The sequence below is a fragment of the Desulfotruncus alcoholivorax DSM 16058 genome (assembly GCF_000430885.1).
Taxonomy (GTDB): domain Bacteria; phylum Bacillota; class Desulfotomaculia; order Desulfotomaculales; family Desulfallaceae; genus Desulfotruncus; species Desulfotruncus alcoholivorax.
Genome location: NZ_AUMW01000036.1, coordinates 12560 through 32905, shown reverse-complemented (window position 1 = coordinate 32905; position 20346 = coordinate 12560). Strand labels below are relative to the sequence as shown.

Sequence of the window (20346 nt, the reverse complement as noted above, 5' to 3'; positions counted from 1 at the left end):
TTGGAACCAACAATCGCTAAAACCTGACTTGCTAAATCATTACATAAATCACTAAGCGCCTTTTGTAAATTCAGCTCATTTAAATCCTTCTCAAAACGGGAAAACACGCTTTCTGATGGTGTGTTTTTCATAGGATCAAAGCCACACCAGTGAGCTAGCAGTGGTGAATAACATAAACATTTAACCAACGATTTTGTAGTAGGGAGTCCAATTAACTTTTTAAGTGCCAGGGCACGAAATAATGCAATTCTATCGTATCTTTTGCGACCTGGCCCAATATAACAGCCATTTAAACGTTCAATCTGTTTACAATCAATTTGTTTTAAAACCTGATATATCTTATCTGTCTCAGTAAAATTTTTTAGTAAAACTTCAAAGGGAAAAAGCATTCCACCAAGAATATACATGTAGGGTTTCACCTCGCTTGTGTTTTTTGTTGTGGGATAAAGAACACTTCTATAAGCAATAAGGTGAAACCTTTTATTTTTGGGAGCTTTATTGAGATATTTAAACTTTTTTGGTCAGGGTAAATTTGTTTTTCTATATTTTAAGAGCCTTGTGTTTTATGGCGCTAGAATTATGCAATTGGCTCAAATATTATCTAAATTTGTCGAAACTCCTTCTGAGAATAAAAACCTATAGACTTGCCTACCAATTTGCTTACGAAAATACGGCAACTTGCGAAAATTTAGGGATTATAAAATGAGTTTGCCTAACCTCGTTAATAAATAAAAAACCCGCGAGACCTTGGTTTTAAAGTCTTCACGGGTTTCAGAAGATGAAAAACTGGTCGGGATGACACGATTTGAACGTGCGACCTCACGGTCCCGAACCGTGCGCTCTACCAAACTGAGCCACATCCCGATAATTAATATAATAGCGACAAATAATATATTAACCTATAATGCTTCTGTTGTCAATCTGAAAAATTATGCTAATTAAATGCTTCCTCGCTATTAAAGCTAATAATTAGCCTTTTTTTGTTTAAACTATACCTAACACATATAATGGAGGTGCAAAATGAGTACTCTTAGCCCATTTACGTTCTCGGCTGCAATTCAAGGCGTTCAAGTAAAACCGCTTACGCAGGACGGCCAACAAATACGTGTTAGATATAACGGTTTACTAAATCAAAAAGGCGCCAGTCAAGTATGGCTGCATGGTGGTTTAGGTGACATGAATGAATGGAGAGAAATTAAAGACTATGTTATGGACAAAACCAGTGAAGGCTGGGAGCAGACGATAGAATTAAAAGACAAACAATTTAACTTTTGTTTTCGCGATAGCAGTCAAAACTGGGACAACAACAACGGAGCAAATTGGATTTACAGAATAACTTGAGATACGTGGCTGGCTCATTGCCAGCCACTATTTTAATCCAACGTTGTATCAATTTAAGCTATTAGTTTTTTGGTTAATTCACATCCCAGCACCCAAAGTGCAGCTGTGGTTAATTGGTGGGGGGCTATAGCATCAAAGAGTATGGTAGCTTTGGGGGGAAACTCATCGTCTCCTTCCCACATTACAACTGCCAGCGGTAACTTTTGAAAAGCCGGTATTATTACAGAACAATCGCCTAAAGCTGCCGGCATACCACCAAGTAATTTAGACCTTTCCAATAATTTTTCAGGTTGATTTCCAAATTCACGACTAATCGGGTTGCAGGCATCATTTAAAAAAGGCACGTAATGATGCATTCCTTCAGGCAATTCCAGGAATGAAATCCATCTTCCCCTTGGTGGAAGCCCGCTGCACTGGATCATATATTGCAGTATCAGTGTGGCATCGTTAAGGGAAACTTGGTCTCCATTTTCTGTAACAACTTCGCCATTCAGCACTGAAACATAGTGTTTGTGGTTATAATAGTCAATAATTAAATGATTGCGATCTTTTGAAAAAAAAGCGCCACTTTTTAAAACAACTTCTTCAAGATTTGAGTTGATAAAATCATTAACGGCCGCAGAATGAGCAGTAAGTTCGTTACACATAAATTATTCCTCCTAAAATTGGTAAACAGTACCTTATTTTGCAAGTAAATATAAGATAATTGCAGTAATTCCACCCACCAGCATAATAACGGTTCCCATGCCTCCAAAGTTTACCAATGGATTTAACTTAAATCCCTCTTTCTCTGCTTTTTCACGCATGCGGTTGTAAACTGGTATTCTGCCTACAACCCCCATAACAATAGAATCTGAGATATCCGGGTCGCCGCCTTTATCCAGCAAACTGCGAACCACTGTTTCTATAAAGTCTGATTTTTGATCGGGGTTCAGGGATTGATATTGATTTTCAAGGTATTCTTTATAGGCTTTCTCTTTTGGCTTCATATATTTAAAGTAATACCTGCGGTCTTCCCTGGTTAACCGCCGCATGGTTTTACCCATTAAACTAGTTTCTTTTTCGCTTAATTCAAATTTCTTTTTAAGATTATTGATAAATTCTTCAGCCAAATCAATCCCACCCGGTTTATTGGTCTATAAAAACACTATTTTGATAATATATAATAATACAAGATGATTATAACATCAAACAAGTTAGAAAGCCCGTGCCCTTAAAGAAACGGATACGGTTTTTGAGGAGGATAATATGGAAGTATATGCTCTTGTAGGGCCAAGCGGTACCGGGAAGAGCCATAGGGCTGTTTTACTTGCCAATAAATTAGGTGCTGAAGTAATTATTGATGATGGTTTAGTTATCGCCGGAAATCAAATTGTTGCCGGAATTTCCGCCAAAAAGCAACCAACCAGGATAGGTGCTATAAAAACTGCACTTTTTACTGATGAAGAGCATATGAAAGCAGTTATAAAATGCGTCGACCGGCTTAAACCAGCTAAAATACTACTGCTTGGCACGTCCACAAAAATGGTGGACAAAATAGCCGAAAGGCTGACGCTGCCTGCAATTAAGGAATACGTATTGATAGAGCAAATTGCATCGGAAAAAGAAATCAGGAAAGCAAGAAGAATGCGAACACAGCATAGTAAACACGTTATACCGGCTCCCACCATTGAAGTGCGCAAAAGTTTGCCTGAAACTATTATTGACCCGATACAGGTATTTTTACGCCGCAAAGGCTACCAGGGCAATAGGGGTTGGTTGGAACAATCCATTGTCAGGCCGACATTCACAATGTATGGCAGATTATCTATCTCTCAGGGCGCGTTAGGAGCTATTGCCACCCACGCTGCAGCTGCTGTGCCCGGTGTTGTGGAAGTTAAGCGATCAAATATAATTAGAAGCGAACAGGAAGTCACTGTTGAAATTGAAGTTATTCTTGATATAACGTCAAAGATAACCGATACAAGCAGAGATATTCAGTCCAAAATTAAGAAATATATTGAAACAATGACAGGCCTGTCGATTAAGAGTATTAATGTGACCGTTGCCGGCATTAAAGTACAGGAAATAGTTTAAGCAGGGAGATTTTCTCCCTGCTTTTTATGCCTTAGTTGCAAAAACATGTTTTCCTATTTTAGTTAATACGGGTAAGGTTTTGATCCAGTTATCAGTGGAGATATGCGGGTTGTAAAAAAACAGCGCGCCACCTGTTGGATCATAACCTTCCAGGGCTTTTGCCGCTGCACGTAATGCCGCTTCGTCCGGCTGAAGGTTAATGGTTCCGTTGGAAACCGGGGTAAACTGACAAACACGTTCATTGCGCTGTAGGATTACTTCCCTGATTGTATCAGGGAAGTACGGGCTTTGCATCCTATTTAAAATGACCGCGCCAATTGCAACCTTACCATCAAAGCTTTCACCTCTGGCCTCCGCATATATAGCCCTTGCCAGGAGCAAGAAATCCTCTCTGGTTATGTTGGCACGCGAGGTTGCTATTGTTTCGGAGTCTCCCGCCGGTATATTTAAGATTTGGTATGGCCTAATTACCGTCGTTTTTAGGTTGTTGGCCCGCATCAACAAATTTAAGTCAACGTTAAAAGTTTGTGCTATCTCCGATAATGTGTCCCCCGGTTGAACGGTATAACTTACTGATCCATCAAATAAACCTCCTGTTTCTTTTTCAACACTGGCATAAACATTAGCGGCACAAATGCATAACAAGCAGATTACAACAAACATTGAGCCCGCAATTTTGGAAAAATGAGTAAACATTTTCCCCTCCTTTCTCAACAAAGAATAGCTTGGACAATATATATATATATTATACATGAAAAATTATCCATATAAACAAAAAATCCCCATAGGGGATTTCAAATATTTGTTACTATTCAGGTATTAGAATTCAGGAGACAGAATTCAGAATGTATACAGCCGGTTCTCTTATTCTGACTGCTGACTCCTGACTCCAAAATAAAATTATATTTGTAATAGCAGCGCATTGATAATTGAAGCTGCTATGGTACTACCTCCCCGGGTGCCTAAAACTGTTATATACGGCACTTTATTCAGTGCAACCAACAGGTCTTTCGACTCGGCGGCACCCACAAAACCAACTGGTGTCCCCACTACAAGGGCCGGGTTAGCTCTATTGCTTTCAATTATTTCGCATAGCGTAAATAATGCTGTGGGCGCATTGCCGATAACCACTATGTCACCGTTTAAGGATCCTGCTTTTTGCATTGCAACCATTGCCCTGGTTTGACCGGTTTCGGCAGCCTCTTTAATTACTCTTGGATCATTAATCAGGCAATATGATTCCACATTTAAGGAATTTAGTTTATTTTTATTTAACCCGGCCAGTACCATATTAACGTCAGATATAAGTTTGCAGCCGTTACGCAGTGCGTTTAGCCCGTTTTCAACAGCCTGGGGGTGTATCCTAACCATGCTGGCGATACTAAAATCACCGGTGGTATGAATAATTCTTTTGGTGATAGCTTTTTCTCCTTCAGGCAAAGCACTTAACTCTGGAACGTTTTTTTCTATAATGGCCATGCTTTCCCGTTCAATTGCCTGCGGATCTATGCAGTATTTCAACTGGAAGCCCTCCTGACCCGGTTCATGATTATTTCCAACAGGAGCGGGTCTGCGCCTATGTGTTCAGACATGTTAATGCTGACACCCGGATAGCGTATTTTTTCCCTGGCCAGTATTTCCGGTATGTCACGCTGCATATGCAGGCCAAGATAAAGGAATAAAGGAACTACGATGATTTTTTTTGCTCCTTGTTCAACTACTCTGGCTATCGAGGCCGGTAGATCCGGCTGGTTAAATTGTAATGCTGCGCCTTCGACTATAAAATCTTCAGCCACACTGGCGGATACCAAAGATTTAATTCTTTGTAACGTAGCCTGTGCTTCAGGAAGCCTGCTTCCATGACTGAGTAAAATTATCGCGGTCTTCAAATTAATCATTCCTCTCAAGATAAAGAATTTCACTAAGCAATTGTTCAATATTATCAACAGAACCGTGAACAGAAATAGGCCGCTCAATCAGCACAACCGGAACTGACAGTGACAATGCCGCCTCAATTTTAGCGGCGACGCCTCCGGCAGTGCCGCTATCTTTAGTAACAAGGACATCAGCCTTAAATTCATTGAGCAAAGTTTTGTTCAATGCAGTGGAAAAAGGCCCTTGCATAGCAATAATATCACCCGGGGGTATACCCAGCCCCAGGCAAAGCTTCAGTCCTTCCAGATCTGGTAAAATCCTGGCTACAACACGTTTACCCTGGTTCTGTGCCTCATGGTAAAAAATAGGTAAAGTCTTGGTTCCGGTAGTTACGAAAACCGTCTTGCCAGCCAGTTCTGCAGACTTTTGGGCAGCAGCAGCATATCCCTGCACGCGATGGATTAGTGCGTGCTCAGGAATAGTGCAGCCCGGTCTTTCATACCTTAGGTAGGGGATGCCAGCGCGCCGGCAGGCGCTTTGGGCAATGGTTGTAACGAGTTCGGCAAAGGGATGGGTCGCATCTATCAGAATCTGTATACCCCTGGATTGGATTAAGTCTATTAGCTCCCTTTCGCTTATGCGTTGCTGAATAACCTCGTTGGCCCCCGCTTCTTTAAGTAAAGAGCCTCCGTATGGAGTTGCAGCGCAGGCTAATACTTGATAACCCTCCCTGACAAGCATTACGGTTATCTCCCTGCTTTCGCTGGTGCCGCCCAGGATTAAAATCATATGGTATACCCCCGCGGGGTTATTATAAATCCTCCCGCTTCTCTGGTGGATTTATTGCCTATAATTACAGTGGCCAGCATATCAATAGGATAAATCAGCATGTTTTCTATATCGGTGATATAAACTTCTTCCTGCTGGCGGGCGGCATTTTTTACTATCCCTACCGGAGTTGTAGGTGCTTTATATTTGAGCATAATATCCCTGGCGCTTTTAAGCTGCCAGTTTCTTTTGTTGCTTGCCGGGTTATATAAAACGATAACGAAGTCTGCATAAGCCGCTGCTTCCAACCGCTTTTCGATAATTTCCCACGGAGTTAAAAGATCACTGAGACTGATTACTGCAAAATCGTGCATTAAGGGAGCGCCCAAGCGGGCTGCGGCTGACGTGGCCGAGGTTATGCCTGGAATGATTTCCACCGGAATATTATTTAGTTCCCCTTCTTTTTCCAGTAATTCAAGTACCAGCCCGGCCATTCCGTAAACCCCTGGGTCTCCGCTGCTGATAACGGCAACTCTGCGGCCGGACAAGGCTTGTTCGATAGCCGCCGCACAGCGTTCAATTTCACGGGTCATTCCTGTGCTTATTATTTCTTGATTAACTATGATACTTTTAATAAGTGCAACATATGTTTTGTAACCAACTATAACCTCAGCATTTTTAAGCGCGGTTAAAGCCCTGCTGCTTAAGTCTTCGATTGCTCCTGGCCCGGTGCCTATTACTGCAATGGATCCTCTGCCACTGCCACGGTTATGCCCGGGAATTTTTGTTTCGGTAATAGCAGTTCACCCTTTCCTGTTGCCATTAGTGCTGCTGGTTCACAGACAGCCGGCACACCAACTTTTTTTTGTACGAAATCAGAACGTTGTATACATCTACCGGTTTTATTGATAAAACAATTTATTTCTTCGGCTGAAAATGCAATAACCGGGACTTTTAAGGCAGCAGCGGCTTGGATTAACCCAGGTTCATCAGCTTTGATTTGAATGGTGGCCAGGACCCGCAGGCTCAATGACGACCGGTTGCACATTTCCAGTGCAGTATGGACGGCCTCCAATAACTTGTCCGCAGGCGTTCCGGAACGACAGCCAATTCCGGCCACCAGGTTGCGCGGGCGTAAAAACATGGTATTGGCATGGCAGTTGTTTATAATCTCGCTGGTAATGATTACATTGAAGTCTGCCGACCTTTGGCGGTCTGGGTAATCGGAAAGAGCAAAATAATGTAACGACTTTTCTTTGGCGATTTTAAGTTTCTCACTGCCGTAAAAATAAACTGTTCCTCCATTGACAATGGTGCTGTTGACAGTTTTAACGGCTGATACAGGATCTAATGCATAATTATATTCCCTGGCCAAATCATCAACTGCAGGCAAACCCTGGACATCGGTAGCAGTTGTGATTACAGGTCTGGCGCCAATCAGCCCGGCAATAAGCCTGGTTAGCTTATTTGCTCCACCGAGATGACCTGAAAGTACGCTGATTACGTTATGGCCATTTTCGTCAATGACGATAACTGCGGGGTCAACGGTTTTATCCTTCACCAGGCCTGCAATAACCCGTACAACAATGCCCAGGGCCATAATAAAAATAATCTGGCGATATGATGGAAATATTTCCTTTACAATACCGGACAAGTTTTGAAAATAAACAGTGTCATCAGATCTGACAGAGCCCTGGCTAAATGCGTAAAGGTCTGCTTCTACGCCGTTTTGTCCAAGCTTGTTTTTAATTTGTAAACCTAAATTATGACTTCGCCTGGTGATGCAGATAACGGCGGTTTTCACTGATTTCCTCCACGATAAGAATGAGTAAAATCAGCGTCGTAAAGCCGTGACGGAAGATAATCGGCTTGGAACGCCTCACTGACAATAATCATGGCTGTTTTGGTTATTCCTGCTTCCTTAACCTTACCTGCGATGTTTCCCAGGTTGCCGGTTACAATCCGCTCTTCTGGCCATGATGCTTTTTCAATAACGGCAACCGGGGTGGTCCGGCTATAACCACCGGCAACGAGTTCAGCAGACAGCTCCTCCAGCATATGGACGCTTAAAAATATGCACATGGTGCATTTATGAGCGGCCAGTGATCTTAATGTTTCCGTTTCCGGCACAGGCGTGCGCCCTTCCATCCTGGTCAAAATAACCGTCTGGGTGATTCCCGGTAATGTTAGCTCATGTGGGATGGCTGCTGACGCTGCCAAAAAGGAACTGACTCCAGGTATTACCCTAACGGGTATGGATTCCTTGCGCAATACGTCCATTTGCTCCTGAATAGCGCCGTATAAAGAGGGATCTCCAGTATGGAGGCGAACTACTTCCAGGCCGTTTCTGTGCCCTTCTATCATTATTTGAGTAATTTGCTCAAGGGTCATGCCCGCGCTGTTATATATTTCAGCGTTCCGGTCGCATATTTTTAGAATTTCCTTGTTGACAAGCGAGCCGGCGTAAATGACGATTTTAGCCCGGGCTAAGATTTTGGCTCCTTTAACAGTAATTAAATCGGGGTCGCCGGGACCCGCGCCCACAAAATAAATCATTAAATACCCCTCCGCCTTTTAACAATCATTAAGGACATGTAATCTAGGTCCTTATCTCCAATTTCTTCAAGCTTATTGGTCGCAAACTCATCAGGATAGCCGCAACGACTGACATAATACGCTTCCACATGATCAATCTCTTTAAAAAAGTTGATCAGTTCCGGTAGACGCTTGTTAACTTTCATTAATACCACTGAGTCAAAAAGGTCCAATATTGTACGTAAATCTTCAAGATTATAAGCTGCTGGTATGATCGCCAGTTTTTCTTCCCTTTCCACCAGCGGCTCCTGAATAAAAGCAGAACACGCGGTTACCGATGTAATGCCAGGTATGGTTGAAGTAATTATTTCCGGATGGTTTTTCCTGATGTATCTCAGCAGGTAACCGTAAGTACTGTATAAAGTCGGGTCACCGATGGTAATGAAAGCAACGTTTTTGCCGGACAATAGTTCGGCGGCTACATGAGCGCCTGCTTCACTCCAGCATTTTTCCAGCAGCTGCTGATTGCGGGACATGGGAAACTCTAATTCCAGTATTTGATACTCCCTGGATACCGTGTTTTTTACTACGGATAAGGCTAAACTATCCTTTTCCAGACGTGATTTGGGAACGCATAATACATCAATATCGGATAAAATTTTTTGAGCTTTTATCGTAAGCAATTCCGGGTCGCCCGGACCAACTCCAATCCCATAAAAATTTCCCGTCAATGCGTATTCACCTTTCTTGTTAAGTATTAAGCCTGCAATTCTTTTTCACAGGCAATGATGTAAACTGGGTTTAGTGCCCGCCACATCCGGTATTTCCCAAACGGCTCGGCGCGGGATATGTTAACCTGGATGATATCGCAATTCTTCTCTGACAGGGCCTCAGTGCAATGGGTCAAAGTTTCCATTGTTACGGCGTTAATTACCAGCCGTCCTTTTTTGTTAAGCCTGTTCATGGCAACTTGCAGCACCTGGGGTAGGTATCCACCGCTACCGCCTACGATAACCCGGTCCGGGTCGGGAAGTTTTTCTAAAACGCCGGGTGCCTCACCCTGGATGAAAACTATGTTGTCGACTCCTATTTTACTGGCGTTATCCCGGCCCAACTCTACACCCAGCGTGTTTTTTTCAATAGCATAAACAGTTCCTCCAGGTGTTAGCAGCGCAGCTTCTATGGATAAAGAACCGGTTCCGGAGCCAATATCCCATACTACTTGTCCTGGAGCCAATCTGGCTTTAGCCAGGGTCAGCACTCTGACTTCTTCCTTAGTCATGGGCACTTTGTCACGTTTAAAAACATCGTCCGGTATACCAGGGGTCGAAAATGGCCAAAATCTAGTCACTATATATCACCATCACACAATTGCTAAAATCACTTTGATCTAAGGTGGCAAGTTTTTCCAGGTCAGTGCTTAATATTACTTCATTCCGGTAAGTTAGATTGCAGGCTAAATATACGGATCTGTTGCCGGTGCCGCCTGCCAGCAGGGCACGGGCTATCTCAACAGGATTCTGCTTGGGTCCGGTCAGGGTAATAACTTTATTGTGTTTTTTTACCGCTGCTACCAGCGGTAAAATGTCACGCCCGTGGCAGCTGGTCAAAACAGCGTCATCCCAGGGTATCCCTATTCTGGCGCAAGCCAATTGCACCGATGATATGCCGGGAATGACATTTACGTTTAAATCCGGCAAATGTCTTTTAATAGTAGCTAGAATTCCATAAAAACCAGGGTCACCGGAAGACAGAACCACAACTTTATTCCCATTAAGTGTTTTACTCCTAATTAATTGTAAAACAGGCATAAGCTCTGCGGTAATGGTAATTTTTTCTGCAGGCAGGGAGTTAAACATTTCTATTAGTCTATGGCCTCCGATTAAAACATCGGCATTATAAATCGCGTTTTCGGCAGCCCGGGTTAGGTATTCCTTGCTTCCTGGCCCCACACCAACTATAGTTACATTCGCCATCCCAGTTTCCCACCTATCGAACGGGCCTTTGAGTCAGCCGCTATTACTTTTCCGCTCATGGAAAGGAACGCCGTTCCTATTTTCAGGCCGCCCCTAACATATTGTTCAGCCCTTGAGCTGGCCCTTTCCGCTGCCATGCTTATAACTTCAGTTAAATTATTAATAATTAAAATCTCCAATATTGCTTCTGTTGTTAAGCTTTCCATTATGGCTAATACTATTTCTTTTTCAGCCCCGCAGGATGCGGCCAGCGCGGCATAAGTTTCCTGCCTGGCATCAGCTACCTTGCTATGGGTATGAAATACACCTGCGGCAATTTTTATTAATTTACCGTGATGTCCCCAGAGTAGAACTTCTTCTATACCTCTGTCCACGCATTTTTCCAGCATGAATCCCACAAAATTACTCATCTCAACCACGGCTTTTTCAGGCATTCCGTGGGCTGCGGCCCATTTAGCTCCCAGTCTGCCCGGCGTCAGGACAATGCTTTTCAACCCGGCAGCTACGGCCACGTCAATTAAAGGCACCAGGGAATCCTTATATGCTTCCTCAGACATTGGTAAAACTATGCCGGTGGTGCCAAGTATGGATATTCCTCCGGTTATACCCAGCCTCGGGTTTAAGGTTCTTCTAGCTACTTTGTCTCCGTCCGGAACGCTTATCGTTACAAGACAGCCCTGCCCGGCTGGTAAAACTTCTTTTAATGCAGTTTCAATCATCCACTGTGGAACAGGGTTAATGGCTGGTTTGCCTACCGGCACCTGTAGCCCCGGCTTGGTTACCGTGCCAATCCCCTGCCCTCCAACAATATTTATGTGATTATCAGCTGACAAAACTACTTCAGCTAATATTTCCAGACCATGAGTGATATCGGGGTCATCTCCGCCATCTTTGATTACAACTGCACCTTTGCCGTTTAACACTTCGAAATAACGGTGTACCGGCACTTTGATAGCCTTACCGTCCGGGTTCACTACAACTATTTCCGAAGGTGTACTATTTGTAAGCAAAGATATAGCAGCAGCCTTTGCTGCGGCTGCTGCCGATGCTCCGGTTGTTATTCCAGTTCTCATCCCTGCTTCTGCTCCTTAGAAGCTGTTATTTACCGGCTTTAGCAAGCTGCATGCGAATATCCACGTCCACAAGCAACCGGTAGGGCTTACACATTTGCAAAATCCGCGAAGTTGTTCTTTCTCCAAGATGTTCTTCCAGGTCTTCCAGATTAATATTAGTGGTTATGATAGTCGGCAAAAGATTGTTAAGCCGGTAATTGATAATAGTAAAAATTTTATTGCGTGTCCAATCGGTATAATTATGGGCACCCAAATCGTCTAAAACCAGTATGGGTACCTCACGTGCCGAATCCAACAAGTCTGATTCCGTAACTGTATTTGATTTGTTGGATCCGTATGTCGCCTTAATCTGGTCCAGCAAGTCGGGAACTACAGCAAACAGGATTTTTTTATTCCTGGATAAAAGTTCGTTGGCTATACAACAGGCCAAAAAAGTTTTGCCACTCCCGACCGGCCCTGTTAACAGCAGACCTTCAGTAGAGGAATCAGTTAGGCTGTTGTTAACAAAACTCTTGGCAGCAAGTAAAGTACTTGCTGCAATATCCCGCAATGATTTATTCCTTTCAGGATCTATGCTGCTTTTAGAGTAAAAACCCAGGTTAAAATTTTTAAAAGTAAAGCCTTGAAATTTAGGAGGTATTTGCGAAGCCACAATCTTTGAAGTTATAGCTCGCTGCTTATAACATGAACATTGTTCCACAAAATCGTCATGTATGATCAAACCGCTGTCGCTGCACTTCCGGCAAAAGACCAATGTTAGCCAACCTTTCTCAATTCATATAAAGTGATTTGATCAAACTTTTTTTATTGTTCTGCTTATTGTTTTCTTTAGTGTCTTGCAGCTTTTTCTTAGCAGGTTGTTTATTTTTAAATCTCCTGTCGTATTCTTCAATATCACAGACTGAGGTTATATTGTTTTTTTCCCATTCCCTTAAAATACTATCTATATATTTAAAATTATGTTTACCTAATAAAACGGCTCGCCTTAAAGCTTCCAGCACCAAAAACGGTTGAAGCCTTCGGGACCATGAGTTAATTTGATCAATTTCCATCGGAGACAACGGCCTGCCAAATTCCGATTCAAAATTTTTAAATAAATTTATTGAAGCTTGTTGAAATTGTTCAACCTCGATAAATTTTCGTATATTTTGATTTTCCTGCACTTTGGCGCATGCCCATACTTCAGAAAGCTTTTCAAACAGGGGCTCAAAATCATAACCCTTAAAAACCACTTCTCTTTCTGCATCAAAAAAATCGGATACTTTAATTAATTCTTTGCGAAGCAAGCTTTCCAGGCTATTCTCAATCTGTTCTTCACTGCCTGAAAGTAATGGATATAATACTTCCAGTGAGGGGAAAAAGTTCTTATCTTCAGTGCGCAATCTAATTAATTGAATAAGCAGCATCATTTCTGAGTCGTCTATGCCTAGCTGACTATAGAACTTCAATAATAAATTGGGAATTGTTGTAGAGCCTTGAAGGAAAAGGTCACTGCCAAAAGCAGCAGTAATATTTCCTGTTTTGTATTTCTTTGCAGTTTTTGATACCGTGATTCCCATTCCAATCTCTCCTCCAATTTATTTTATGGCAGAGTGTTGGGTTTGTCCACCATTAAAATTGGTCTGATTTTCTTGCTGTTTAAGTGGATTTTTGGCACAACAATTTTGCTAAAAGCTCTTCAGCTTGGTGCAGGCCCTGTCCAAGCTATTTGACGGAATGGGCATCTGATCCAGTGGTATAAAGAGAAATTCCACTTCCTACGGTTATTATTTAATAAAGCTTGACGGCTGTTCCGCTTGCGGTGACCATCAGCATCCCTTCCCGGACCACCTCGTAATCAATGTCTATTCCCACAACGGCGTTGGCGCCAAGCCTTTGAGCCTTAGCGGCCATTTCTTCCATAGCGATGTCACGGGCCTGGGCTAATTTTGCCTCATATGCTCCCGACCTTCCCCCGACTATATCGGTTATCGTGGCAAATAGGTCCCGGACTACGTTTGCGCCCATGATAGCTTCACCACATACTATTCCCAGGTAACTCTCTATCGTTTTTCCCTCAATATTTGGCGTCGTAGTCAATATCATCATAAATACCTCCCAAGATTTAGTTAATATTAATTATTTACGTCAGTGCTCTAAACAATCCTTCCTTAAACAAATAAAAAGAAAATAAAAAATCCGCACATTTTAGTCTGCGCGGATTTTTTTACAACTATTTATAGCTAGATTTTGGGCCTGGGGTAAAGCCCGCTTCTCTCAACGATTTCAGGTACTACTTCTTCCCAGGCAATGGCCATTATGTGTACACCGTGCACGCCCTTGATGTTTTCTTTAATATACTTAATTTGCTCAATGCATATTTCAACGCCTTCGCGCTTGGGATCTTCGGCATTTTTAAGGCGTTCCACCAGTTCGTCGGGCACGATCATGCCGCTGACGTTGTTCTGAATATATTTAGCTGCACGCCAGCTCTTCATTGGTGTTACACCGGCCAGAATATGCACTCTTTGGTCGATGCCGCGCTCCCGTACCATTTCCATGAAACGCTCAAAACGTTCCATATCAAAAATGCACTGGGTTTGGATAAACTGAGCACCGGCCTCAACTTTTTTCTCGAGGCGGGCCACCCGGAATTCAAACGGATCAGCAAACGGGTTAGCCACTGCACCGATAAAGAAGCGGGGTTCATGCTCCTTAATCTCTTCACCGGAAAAGAAAAGTTTTTCATCGCGCATGCGGCGCAAGTAATAAATCAACTGCATGGAGTCAATATCGTATACGTTCTTGGCAGTCGGGTGGTTACCAAATTTCTGGTGGTCGCCGGACAGGCAGAGAACGTTGCGCATTCCCAGGCTATAAGCGCCCAAGAGGTCGGATTGCATGGCAATTCTGTTGCGGTCGCGGCAGGTCATCTGAACAATGGGCTCAATGCCGCAACTCTGTACATGCACACCGGCCGCAATGCTGGACAAACGCACAATAGCGGTCTGGTTGTCTGTGATGTTGGTGGCATCCACGTAATCCTTCATCATTTCAGCATGATGGCGGATTCCTTCAGCAGAGGAGTGCTTCGGCGGCCCAATTTCTGCAGTTACGGCAAATTGACCGCTATCTAATATTTGTTGCAGTTTACTTTCAGTTTTCAATCGATCATCACATCCTCCCTGATAGCCTTGCGCGGACCGCCATCCCGGGACTTGGACCAGTCTTTGGGCGGATGGAATTCCATCAGCTTATCGAGTTTACCCAGAGCTTTCATCCTGTCGTAAATTAGCTGCCAGGCGCAGTCCACGTCTTTGCTGACTTCACATTTGCCATACTGGGATCCGCCGCAGGGGCCGTTTAAAATACTCTTGGAGCAGCGGATAATGGGGCAAATGCCACCGGTACGGTGAAGTATGCACTCACCGCACAGCCCGCATTTTTCCTCCCAGTTGCCGTGAACGGTTGAGCCGCCGATAAATTTTGTGTCAAGGGCAGGAACAACCCACTTATCAGTGAAACGTTCCGCCAGGTACTGAACTCCAACGCCGCAGGCCAACGAAATAATGGCATCTACGTCTTTGGTGTAGTTATCAATCATAGCAACATATTCAGGATCACACTGTCTGGTTGCGGTATAGGTAACAGTTTCCAGCGGTTTGTCTTCCATTTTGCGCATTATGCGCAGTGAGGAAGCCAGCACTTCGGTTTCCTTCTCGCCGCCAGACAGGCACACAGTCACGCAACCGGCACAGCCAACCAGCAATACTTTTTTGCATTCGCTAATCATAGCGGCAATGTCTTTAACAGGTTTTTGTTGGGCGATAATCAAGCTGCGCCACCTTCTTTCTTGGCATTCTTCAGTTTCAGAGGATTAGGCCCCAGCTCCATGACACGGTCGGTCATGGTTTTAACAATTTCAGCAAAGCGCTGCCCCTGAGCTGCGGACAGGTTAAAGAAATCTAAACGGTCACCGCCAAAGCCGATTTCGTCAAGAATTGCCTTGACTTGCCGCACCCGTTTTTTAGCGCGGAAATTACCCTTAAGGAAGTGGCAGTCACCCTCCATGCAGCCAGCAACAAATACACCGTCAGCGCCGTCTTCAAAAGTTTGCAGGAGCACGCGGTGATCAATGGTGCCTGAACACGGCATTTCAATAATTCTTACACTTGGAGCATACTGCAATCGCATCGAACCTGCCAGGTCCGCGGCTGAGTAAGCTCAATAATGACAGCAAAACGCAACAATTTTAGGTTCAAATTCAGCCACCTAACGCACCTCCTTAAATAAACCGTCTACCATCTTGATATACATGCGATCGTTATATCCCTGCAGGGTGATGGCTTTATTGGGGCATTCACCGGCACATGTTCCGCATCCCTGACACAGGACGGATTGAATTTCCGCCGCATAATTAACAACACGCGGTGCACTGAAGGGGCACAGTCTTACGCAAGTTAGACATGCGGCGCACTTGTCAGGCTGAACAACCGCTACTACTCCGTGTGACTCCAGGGTGTCCTTGCTTAGAATGGTTGCCGCGCGGCCAGCCGCAGCCTTGGCCTGGGCAATGTTTTCTTCCATGTTTTTGGGCCCGTGCGCTATCCCAGCCATAAACACGCCTTCTGAGGCGGAATCAACCGGGCGCAGCTTCATGTGAGCCTCAAGGAAGAAACCATCTGCATTAAGAGGCACTTTAAACAGCCTGTTTAGTTTGGTATTGTCCTTGGGCGGAAGTATTGCCGCAGCAAGTCCGACAATATCAGCTTCTATTTCAATAGGCCGGCCGAGCACGTGGTCGGTTACGGTAACTTTAATTGCATCGCCGTCCTTTTCGACCACCGGCTTGTTCTCGGTGCTGTAACGTACAAAAATTACGCCCTTGGACCTGGCCTCTTCGTATAGTTCTTCCAGGAAGCCATAAGTCCTAATGTCACGGTAAAGGATGAAAACGTTGGCGTTCGGGTTGCTCTCTTTGATTTTCAAGCCAAGGCTGATTGACTTGGAGCAGCATACCCTGCTGCAATAAGGTCTTTCAGGCTCGCGGGAGCCAACGCAGTTAACCAGCACAACATTACGGGCATCCTTGACCTTGCCTTGGGTAATTGCCTCCTCAAGTTCCAGGTGGGTCATTACCTTATCGCTTTCGCCGTAAAGGTACTCGGTGGGCCGGTATTCCTGACCGCCTACAGCTATAATGGTTACACCGTGCTTGATGGTCCGGCCGTCGGTTAGTTCGGTGTTAAAATTGCCGACATAACCGGTAACGTCTTTGATTTCTGCGGAGGTATAAATATTGATCAGCGGGTTATCAGTTACTTGGTTAACCAGCTGGGTGACAAAGGACTGGATATCTTCGCCTTTAAAGCCTTTTCTTATTCTTCTGGCTATTCCGCCAAGCTCTGCCGATTTTTCAACCAGGTGCACTTCATAGCCCTGCCCGGCCAGACTCAGGGCATTGGTCATACCGGTAACACCGCCGCCAATGACCAGCGCGGATTTGGTTACACCAACAGAGCCCTGGTGAATCTGCTGCAGCAGTGCAGACTTGGCAACAATCATCTTAACCAGGTCTTTGGCTTTGGCGGTGGCTTTCTCCGGCTCGTGCATATGCACCCAGGAACACTGGTCGCGAATATTGGCCATTTCAAACAGGTACCTGTTCAAGCCGGCTTCCTTTAATGTTTCCTGGAACAGCGGCTTGTGGGTCCTGGGGCTGCAGGAAGCAACCACCACCCGGTTGAGGTTATGCTCATTAATAATATCTTTCATGTTCGCCTGGCTGTCCTGAGAGCATACATACAGGTATTCGCCGGCGTATACCACGTTGGGCAGCTGTTTGGCCATTTCCACAACCTCGGGTACTTTAACCACGCCGCCGATGTTAATGCCGCAATTGCAGACAAATACGCCGATCCTGGGTTCTTCGCCCGCTACGTCGCGTTCCGGCGGGAATACTCTTTCTTTAACCAGTGTGCCGCGCACTTCTCCGAGCAAACTCCCGGCCGCCGATGCCGCAGCGCTGGCCTGCATTACTGTTTCCGGTATATCCTTGGGACCTGCAAACGTTCCCGCGGCATAAATACCTGGCTGGCTGGTCCCCACGCCTGATAATGGCGCCAGCTCGGCAAAGCCGAACTTGTTAAGCTGCAGGTCCAGCTTACCGGCAACATCCATAGCTTTCTTGGAAGCCTGGAAGCCTACAGACAGGACAACCAGGTCGAATTCTTCGGTGCTGATGGAACCGTCCTCATTGGCGTAACGAATAATCAGGTTCCTGCTTTCGTCCTGGGATTCCGTCACTTCATAGATGCGTGAGCGCACGAACTTAACACCGTGCTCATTTCTGGCCCGGTCATAGTATTTTTCAAAATCTTTTCCGTATGAACGCATATCCATCATAAAGATGGTGGTGTCCAGCTCGGCATGACTGTGCTCCTTGGCGATAACAGCTTCCTTGATGGCGTACATGCAGCATACCGAAGAACAGTAATTATGCTTGATTCTGGCGTTCCTGGAACCAACACACTGGATCCAGGCAATTTTAAGCGGTTCTTTTTCGTCATAAGGCCTGACCAAGTGGCCGGCATACGGTCCTGAGGCGCTTAATATACGTTCAAACTCAATACTGGTAACGACGTTTGGGTATTTTTTATAACCAAAATAGAACAGGTCGGAGGGGTCGCATAGTTCAGCCCCGGAACTGAGAATAATGGAACCGACCTCAATTTCCACTTCTTCATCCTGCATGTTATGGTTAACAGCTTCACGTAAGCAGGCCTTGACGCATTCGCCACATTCGGAGCAAACGGAGCAATTCAGACAGCGCCCGGCTTCCCGGCGCGCTTCTTCCTCGCTTAGACCGAGAGAGACTTCTTCAAAAGTTTTGATCCGCTGTTCCGGATCCACAAAGCTGCCGTGCGCCCTTTCGTTGGCAACCATAACCGCCGGGGCGTGCTTGGGAAAATCAACAATACTGTCACTGGCAGGTCTGTTATATTCCACTGTAGCTTGATCGCCTCTCAAGTAGCGGTCAATGGAATATGCGGCTTTTTTACCAGCGCCGATGGCGTCAACCACCGTAGCAGGCCCGGTAACCACGTCGCCTGCGGCAAATACGCCGGCAATATTGGTGGCCAGGGTGTCTTTGTTGACTACGATAGTGTTACGTTTGGATAATTCAACAGCTCCGTTCAGACCGGAAACTTCCGGCACCTGACCGATGGCTATGATCACGTTGTCCACGTCAATGGCAAATTCGCTGCCGGCCACGGGTACCGGTCGGCGGCGGCCGCTTTCGTCAGGCTCTCCCAGCTCGTTGCAAATGCACTCCAGTTTGCAGACCCTGCCATCTACGCCATGCAGAGCCACGGGGCTGGTCATCATCTTAAAGATAATGCCTTCTTCTTTAGCCTCCAGTATTTCTTCCTCGGCGGCAGTAATTTCAGCTTCAGACCGGCGGTAAACAATGGTTACCTCTTCCGCGCCCGTGCGCAGAGCTGTACGGGCAGTGTCCATAGCCGTGTTGCCGCCGCCGATCACGGCAACGCGCTTACCCAGGGTGACTTTTTCGCCCAGGCTGACCTGGCGCAGAAAATCAACGCCCGGGATTACACCTGCCAGATCTTCACCCGGTATGTTAAGTGACGCTGCTTTATGCGCACCAATGGCGAGAAACACAGCTTTGTACCCCTGGCCCAAAAGGTCGTTAATCGTTAACTCGGGACCAAGCGGAGAATTTAGCTTGATTTCCACGCCCATTTTTTCAAGTAAGCCTATTTCCAGGTCAACAATTTGTTTGGGCAGGCGGTATTCGGGTATGCCCACCCGCAGCATGCCGCCGGCAACCGGTAAAGCTTCAAAAATAGTAACGGAATAACCCTGCTTGGCCAGTTGGTAAGCAGCTGACAAGCCTGCAGGGCCTGAGCCAATGATAGCAACCTTAATTCCATTGGCAGGGGCTGATTCTGGCAGAGGGAGAGCATCGAGATCCCGATAAGCCACGTCGGCCGCAACGCGTTTTAATTCTCTGATACTGACCGGCTTGTCAACACTTTTGCGGTGACATTCCGATTCACAAGGGTGAGTGCATACTCTGCCGCAAATTGCCGGCAGTGGGTTGTCTTTGTAGATTAGCTGCCAGGACTCAATAAATTTGCCTTGTTTGACAAGCTGCACATAGCCCTGTGCGTTGACCCCCGCAGGGCAGGCAGCCTTACAGGGCGAGGTCCCTTTTTTCTCAATGGCGTATGCAGCGGGCATGGCCTGGGCGTACATTTTATAAATAGCCTTTCTTTTGCCCAGGTCCGCATCGAATTCACTGGGTACCTCAACAGGACAGGCTCCGGCACACTCGCCGCAGCCGGTGCATTTTTCTAAATCAATATACCTAGCTTGTTTACGCAGCTTTACCTTGAAATTACCCGGCTCACCTTGAACGTCCACGATGTCGGTAAGCATATGCTTTTCTATGTTCAGGTGTCTTCCGCACTCTACAAGCTTGGGAGACAGAATACACATGGAACAATCGTTGGTGGGGAAAGTTTTGTCCAGCCTGGGCATTGTGCCCCCGATGGCCGGTGATTGCTCCACGAGATATACATAGTAGCCGGACTCTGCAAGGTCAAGTGATGCCTGGATGCCGGAAATACCGGCACCTACTACCATTACTGCTCCTATTTTATCTTTATTCATGACATCACACCCGTCCTCTAGGTTTA

23 protein-coding genes and 1 tRNA gene are annotated in these 20346 nt (G+C 45.4%); 2 read left to right on the top strand and 22 right to left on the bottom strand.

The features are described 5' to 3' along the window. The coding region (locus tag H569_RS0115380; RefSeq protein ID WP_027365719.1) for a transposase at positions 1 to 407 on the bottom strand (407 nt) is incomplete at its 3' end. Between the two features lie 380 nt (positions 408 to 787). Then, a tRNA-Pro gene (locus H569_RS0115375) sits at positions 788 to 864 on the bottom strand. Positions 865 to 1020: 156 nt separating this feature from the next. Here H569_RS0115375 and H569_RS0115370 point away from each other — a divergent pair. After that, positions 1021 to 1341: a carbohydrate-binding protein gene (locus tag H569_RS0115370; RefSeq protein ID WP_027365718.1), complete on the top strand. Its 321-nt coding sequence runs from the start codon at positions 1021 to 1023 to the stop codon at positions 1339 to 1341. Between the two features lie 53 nt (positions 1342 to 1394). Here the strand turns inward: H569_RS0115370 and H569_RS0115365 are convergent, their stop codons facing one another. Continuing rightward, positions 1395 to 1988 (bottom strand): DUF3786 domain-containing protein, encoded by a 594-nt coding sequence (locus H569_RS0115365; protein WP_027365717.1) that lies wholly within the window; start codon positions 1986 to 1988, stop codon positions 1395 to 1397. A gap of 33 nt (positions 1989 to 2021) precedes the next feature. After that, positions 2022 to 2453 (bottom strand): hypothetical protein, encoded by a 432-nt coding sequence (locus tag H569_RS0115360; RefSeq protein WP_027365716.1) that lies wholly within the window; start codon positions 2451 to 2453, stop codon positions 2022 to 2024. Between the two features lie 340 nt (positions 2454 to 2793). Between H569_RS0115360 and H569_RS0115355 the strand changes: the two genes are divergently transcribed. Continuing rightward, positions 2794 to 3417, top strand: a complete 624-nt coding sequence (locus H569_RS0115355) for an Asp23/Gls24 family envelope stress response protein (protein WP_407638092.1) — start codon at positions 2794 to 2796, stop codon at positions 3415 to 3417. Between the two features lie 24 nt (positions 3418 to 3441). On the opposite strand, the gene H569_RS0115350 is transcribed toward H569_RS0115355, so the two are convergent. The 18 genes from H569_RS0115350 to H569_RS0115265 all read right to left on the bottom strand — a co-directional run bounded on the left by H569_RS0115350 (position 3442) and on the right by H569_RS0115265 (position 20320). Beyond that, on the bottom strand, positions 3442 to 4113 hold the full coding sequence (locus H569_RS0115350; protein ID WP_027365714.1) for a cell wall hydrolase: 672 nt from the start codon (positions 4111 to 4113) through the stop codon (positions 3442 to 3444). A 204-nt stretch (positions 4114 to 4317) separates the two neighbouring features. Continuing rightward, positions 4318 to 4938 (bottom strand): precorrin-8X methylmutase, encoded by a 621-nt coding sequence (locus H569_RS0115345; protein WP_027365713.1) that lies wholly within the window; start codon positions 4936 to 4938, stop codon positions 4318 to 4320. Further along, positions 4935 to 5306 carry a sirohydrochlorin chelatase gene (locus tag H569_RS0115340; RefSeq protein ID WP_027365712.1) on the bottom strand — a complete coding sequence of 124 codons (372 nt, stop codon included), beginning with the start codon at positions 5304 to 5306 and terminating at the stop codon, positions 4935 to 4937. Before H569_RS0115340 ends, H569_RS0115345 begins: the two co-directional genes overlap by 4 nt. A gap of 1 nt (position 5307) precedes the next feature. Continuing rightward, positions 5308 to 6081 carry a precorrin-6A reductase gene (cobK, locus tag H569_RS0115335; RefSeq protein ID WP_034630925.1) on the bottom strand — a complete coding sequence of 258 codons (774 nt, stop codon included), beginning with the start codon at positions 6079 to 6081 and terminating at the stop codon, positions 5308 to 5310. Then, a complete protein-coding gene (cobJ, locus tag H569_RS0115330; RefSeq protein ID WP_027365710.1) occupies positions 6078 to 6797 on the bottom strand; it encodes a precorrin-3B C(17)-methyltransferase in 720 nt (239 codons plus the stop codon). Before cobJ ends, cobK begins: the two co-directional genes overlap by 4 nt. Further along, the gene (locus H569_RS0115325) at positions 6797 to 7864 is read right to left on the bottom strand and encodes a cobalt-precorrin 5A hydrolase (RefSeq protein ID WP_027365709.1); all 1068 of its coding nucleotides are present in this window, start codon (positions 7862 to 7864) and stop codon (positions 6797 to 6799) included. Before H569_RS0115325 ends, cobJ begins: the two co-directional genes overlap by 1 nt. Continuing rightward, positions 7861 to 8616, bottom strand: coding sequence for a precorrin-4 C(11)-methyltransferase (gene cobM / locus H569_RS0115320; RefSeq protein WP_027365708.1), 756 nt, complete (start codon positions 8614 to 8616; stop codon positions 7861 to 7863). The genes H569_RS0115325 and cobM overlap by 4 nt, the downstream gene beginning before the upstream one ends. Then, positions 8616 to 9326, bottom strand: a complete 711-nt coding sequence (gene cobI, locus H569_RS0115315; RefSeq protein WP_027365707.1) for a precorrin-2 C(20)-methyltransferase — start codon at positions 9324 to 9326, stop codon at positions 8616 to 8618. The genes cobM and cobI overlap by 1 nt, the downstream gene beginning before the upstream one ends. A gap of 26 nt (positions 9327 to 9352) precedes the next feature. Continuing rightward, the gene (gene cbiT, locus H569_RS0115310) at positions 9353 to 9946 is read right to left on the bottom strand and encodes a precorrin-6Y C5,15-methyltransferase (decarboxylating) subunit CbiT (protein ID WP_027365706.1); all 594 of its coding nucleotides are present in this window, start codon (positions 9944 to 9946) and stop codon (positions 9353 to 9355) included. Further along, on the bottom strand, positions 9939 to 10571 hold the full coding sequence (gene cbiE, locus H569_RS0115305) for a precorrin-6y C5,15-methyltransferase (decarboxylating) subunit CbiE (protein ID WP_027365705.1): 633 nt from the start codon (positions 10569 to 10571) through the stop codon (positions 9939 to 9941). The genes cbiT and cbiE overlap by 8 nt, the downstream gene beginning before the upstream one ends. Next, positions 10559 to 11644 carry a cobalt-precorrin-5B (C(1))-methyltransferase CbiD gene (gene cbiD, locus H569_RS0115300; protein ID WP_027365704.1) on the bottom strand — a complete coding sequence of 362 codons (1086 nt, stop codon included), beginning with the start codon at positions 11642 to 11644 and terminating at the stop codon, positions 10559 to 10561. The genes cbiE and cbiD overlap by 13 nt, the downstream gene beginning before the upstream one ends. A gap of 25 nt (positions 11645 to 11669) precedes the next feature. Next, entirely contained in the window at positions 11670 to 12398 is a 729-nt protein-coding gene (locus H569_RS22310) for an ATP-binding protein (protein ID WP_027365703.1), read from the bottom strand. A gap of 16 nt (positions 12399 to 12414) precedes the next feature. Then, on the bottom strand, positions 12415 to 13203 hold the full coding sequence (locus tag H569_RS22305) for a DnaD domain-containing protein (protein ID WP_027365702.1): 789 nt from the start codon (positions 13201 to 13203) through the stop codon (positions 12415 to 12417). 211 nt (positions 13204 to 13414) lie between these two features. Continuing rightward, the gene (locus H569_RS0115285; protein WP_027365701.1) at positions 13415 to 13729 is read right to left on the bottom strand and encodes a YbjQ family protein; all 315 of its coding nucleotides are present in this window, start codon (positions 13727 to 13729) and stop codon (positions 13415 to 13417) included. 137 nt (positions 13730 to 13866) lie between these two features. Further along, complete coding sequence (locus H569_RS0115280) at positions 13867 to 14790, bottom strand: methylenetetrahydrofolate reductase (protein ID WP_027365700.1); 924 nt, start codon at positions 14788 to 14790, stop codon at positions 13867 to 13869. After that, a complete protein-coding gene (locus H569_RS0115275) occupies positions 14787 to 15458 on the bottom strand; it encodes a methylenetetrahydrofolate reductase C-terminal domain-containing protein (RefSeq protein ID WP_027365699.1) in 672 nt (223 codons plus the stop codon). Before H569_RS0115275 ends, H569_RS0115280 begins: the two co-directional genes overlap by 4 nt. Beyond that, entirely contained in the window at positions 15455 to 15895 is a 441-nt protein-coding gene (locus H569_RS20595; RefSeq protein WP_081411055.1) for a hydrogenase iron-sulfur subunit, read from the bottom strand. Before H569_RS20595 ends, H569_RS0115275 begins: the two co-directional genes overlap by 4 nt. Next, the gene (locus H569_RS0115265; protein WP_027365698.1) at positions 15896 to 20320 is read right to left on the bottom strand and encodes an NAD(P)-binding protein; all 4425 of its coding nucleotides are present in this window, start codon (positions 20318 to 20320) and stop codon (positions 15896 to 15898) included. Between the last annotated feature and the right edge of the window lie 26 nt (positions 20321 to 20346).

Excerpts from the sequence above, each read along its gene's own strand:
- H569_RS0115370 (WP_027365718.1), top strand. The coding sequence starts at position 1,021 with ATGAGTACTCTTAGCCCATTTACGTTCTCGGCTGCAATTCAAGGCGTT.
- H569_RS0115365 (WP_027365717.1), bottom strand. The coding sequence starts at position 1,988 with ATGTGTAACGAACTTACTGCTCATTCTGCGGCCGTTAATGATTTTATC.
- H569_RS0115355 (WP_407638092.1), top strand. The coding sequence starts at position 2,794 with ATGAAAGCAGTTATAAAATGCGTCGACCGGCTTAAACCAGCTAAAATA.
- H569_RS0115350 (WP_027365714.1), bottom strand. The coding sequence starts at position 4,113 with ATGTTTACTCATTTTTCCAAAATTGCGGGCTCAATGTTTGTTGTAATC.
- cobK (WP_034630925.1), bottom strand. The coding sequence starts at position 6,081 with ATGATTTTAATCCTGGGCGGCACCAGCGAAAGCAGGGAGATAACCGTA.
- cobM (WP_027365708.1), bottom strand. The coding sequence starts at position 8,616 with ATGATTTATTTTGTGGGCGCGGGTCCCGGCGACCCCGATTTAATTACT.
- cbiE (WP_027365705.1), bottom strand. The coding sequence starts at position 10,571 with ATGGCGAATGTAACTATAGTTGGTGTGGGGCCAGGAAGCAAGGAATAC.
- cbiD (WP_027365704.1), bottom strand. The coding sequence starts at position 11,644 with ATGAGAACTGGAATAACAACCGGAGCATCGGCAGCAGCCGCAGCAAAG.
- H569_RS22305 (WP_027365702.1), bottom strand. The coding sequence starts at position 13,203 with ATGGGAATCACGGTATCAAAAACTGCAAAGAAATACAAAACAGGAAAT.
- H569_RS0115285 (WP_027365701.1), bottom strand. The coding sequence starts at position 13,729 with ATGATATTGACTACGACGCCAAATATTGAGGGAAAAACGATAGAGAGT.
- H569_RS0115265 (WP_027365698.1), bottom strand. The coding sequence starts at position 20,320 with ATGAATAAAGATAAAATAGGAGCAGTAATGGTAGTAGGTGCCGGTATT.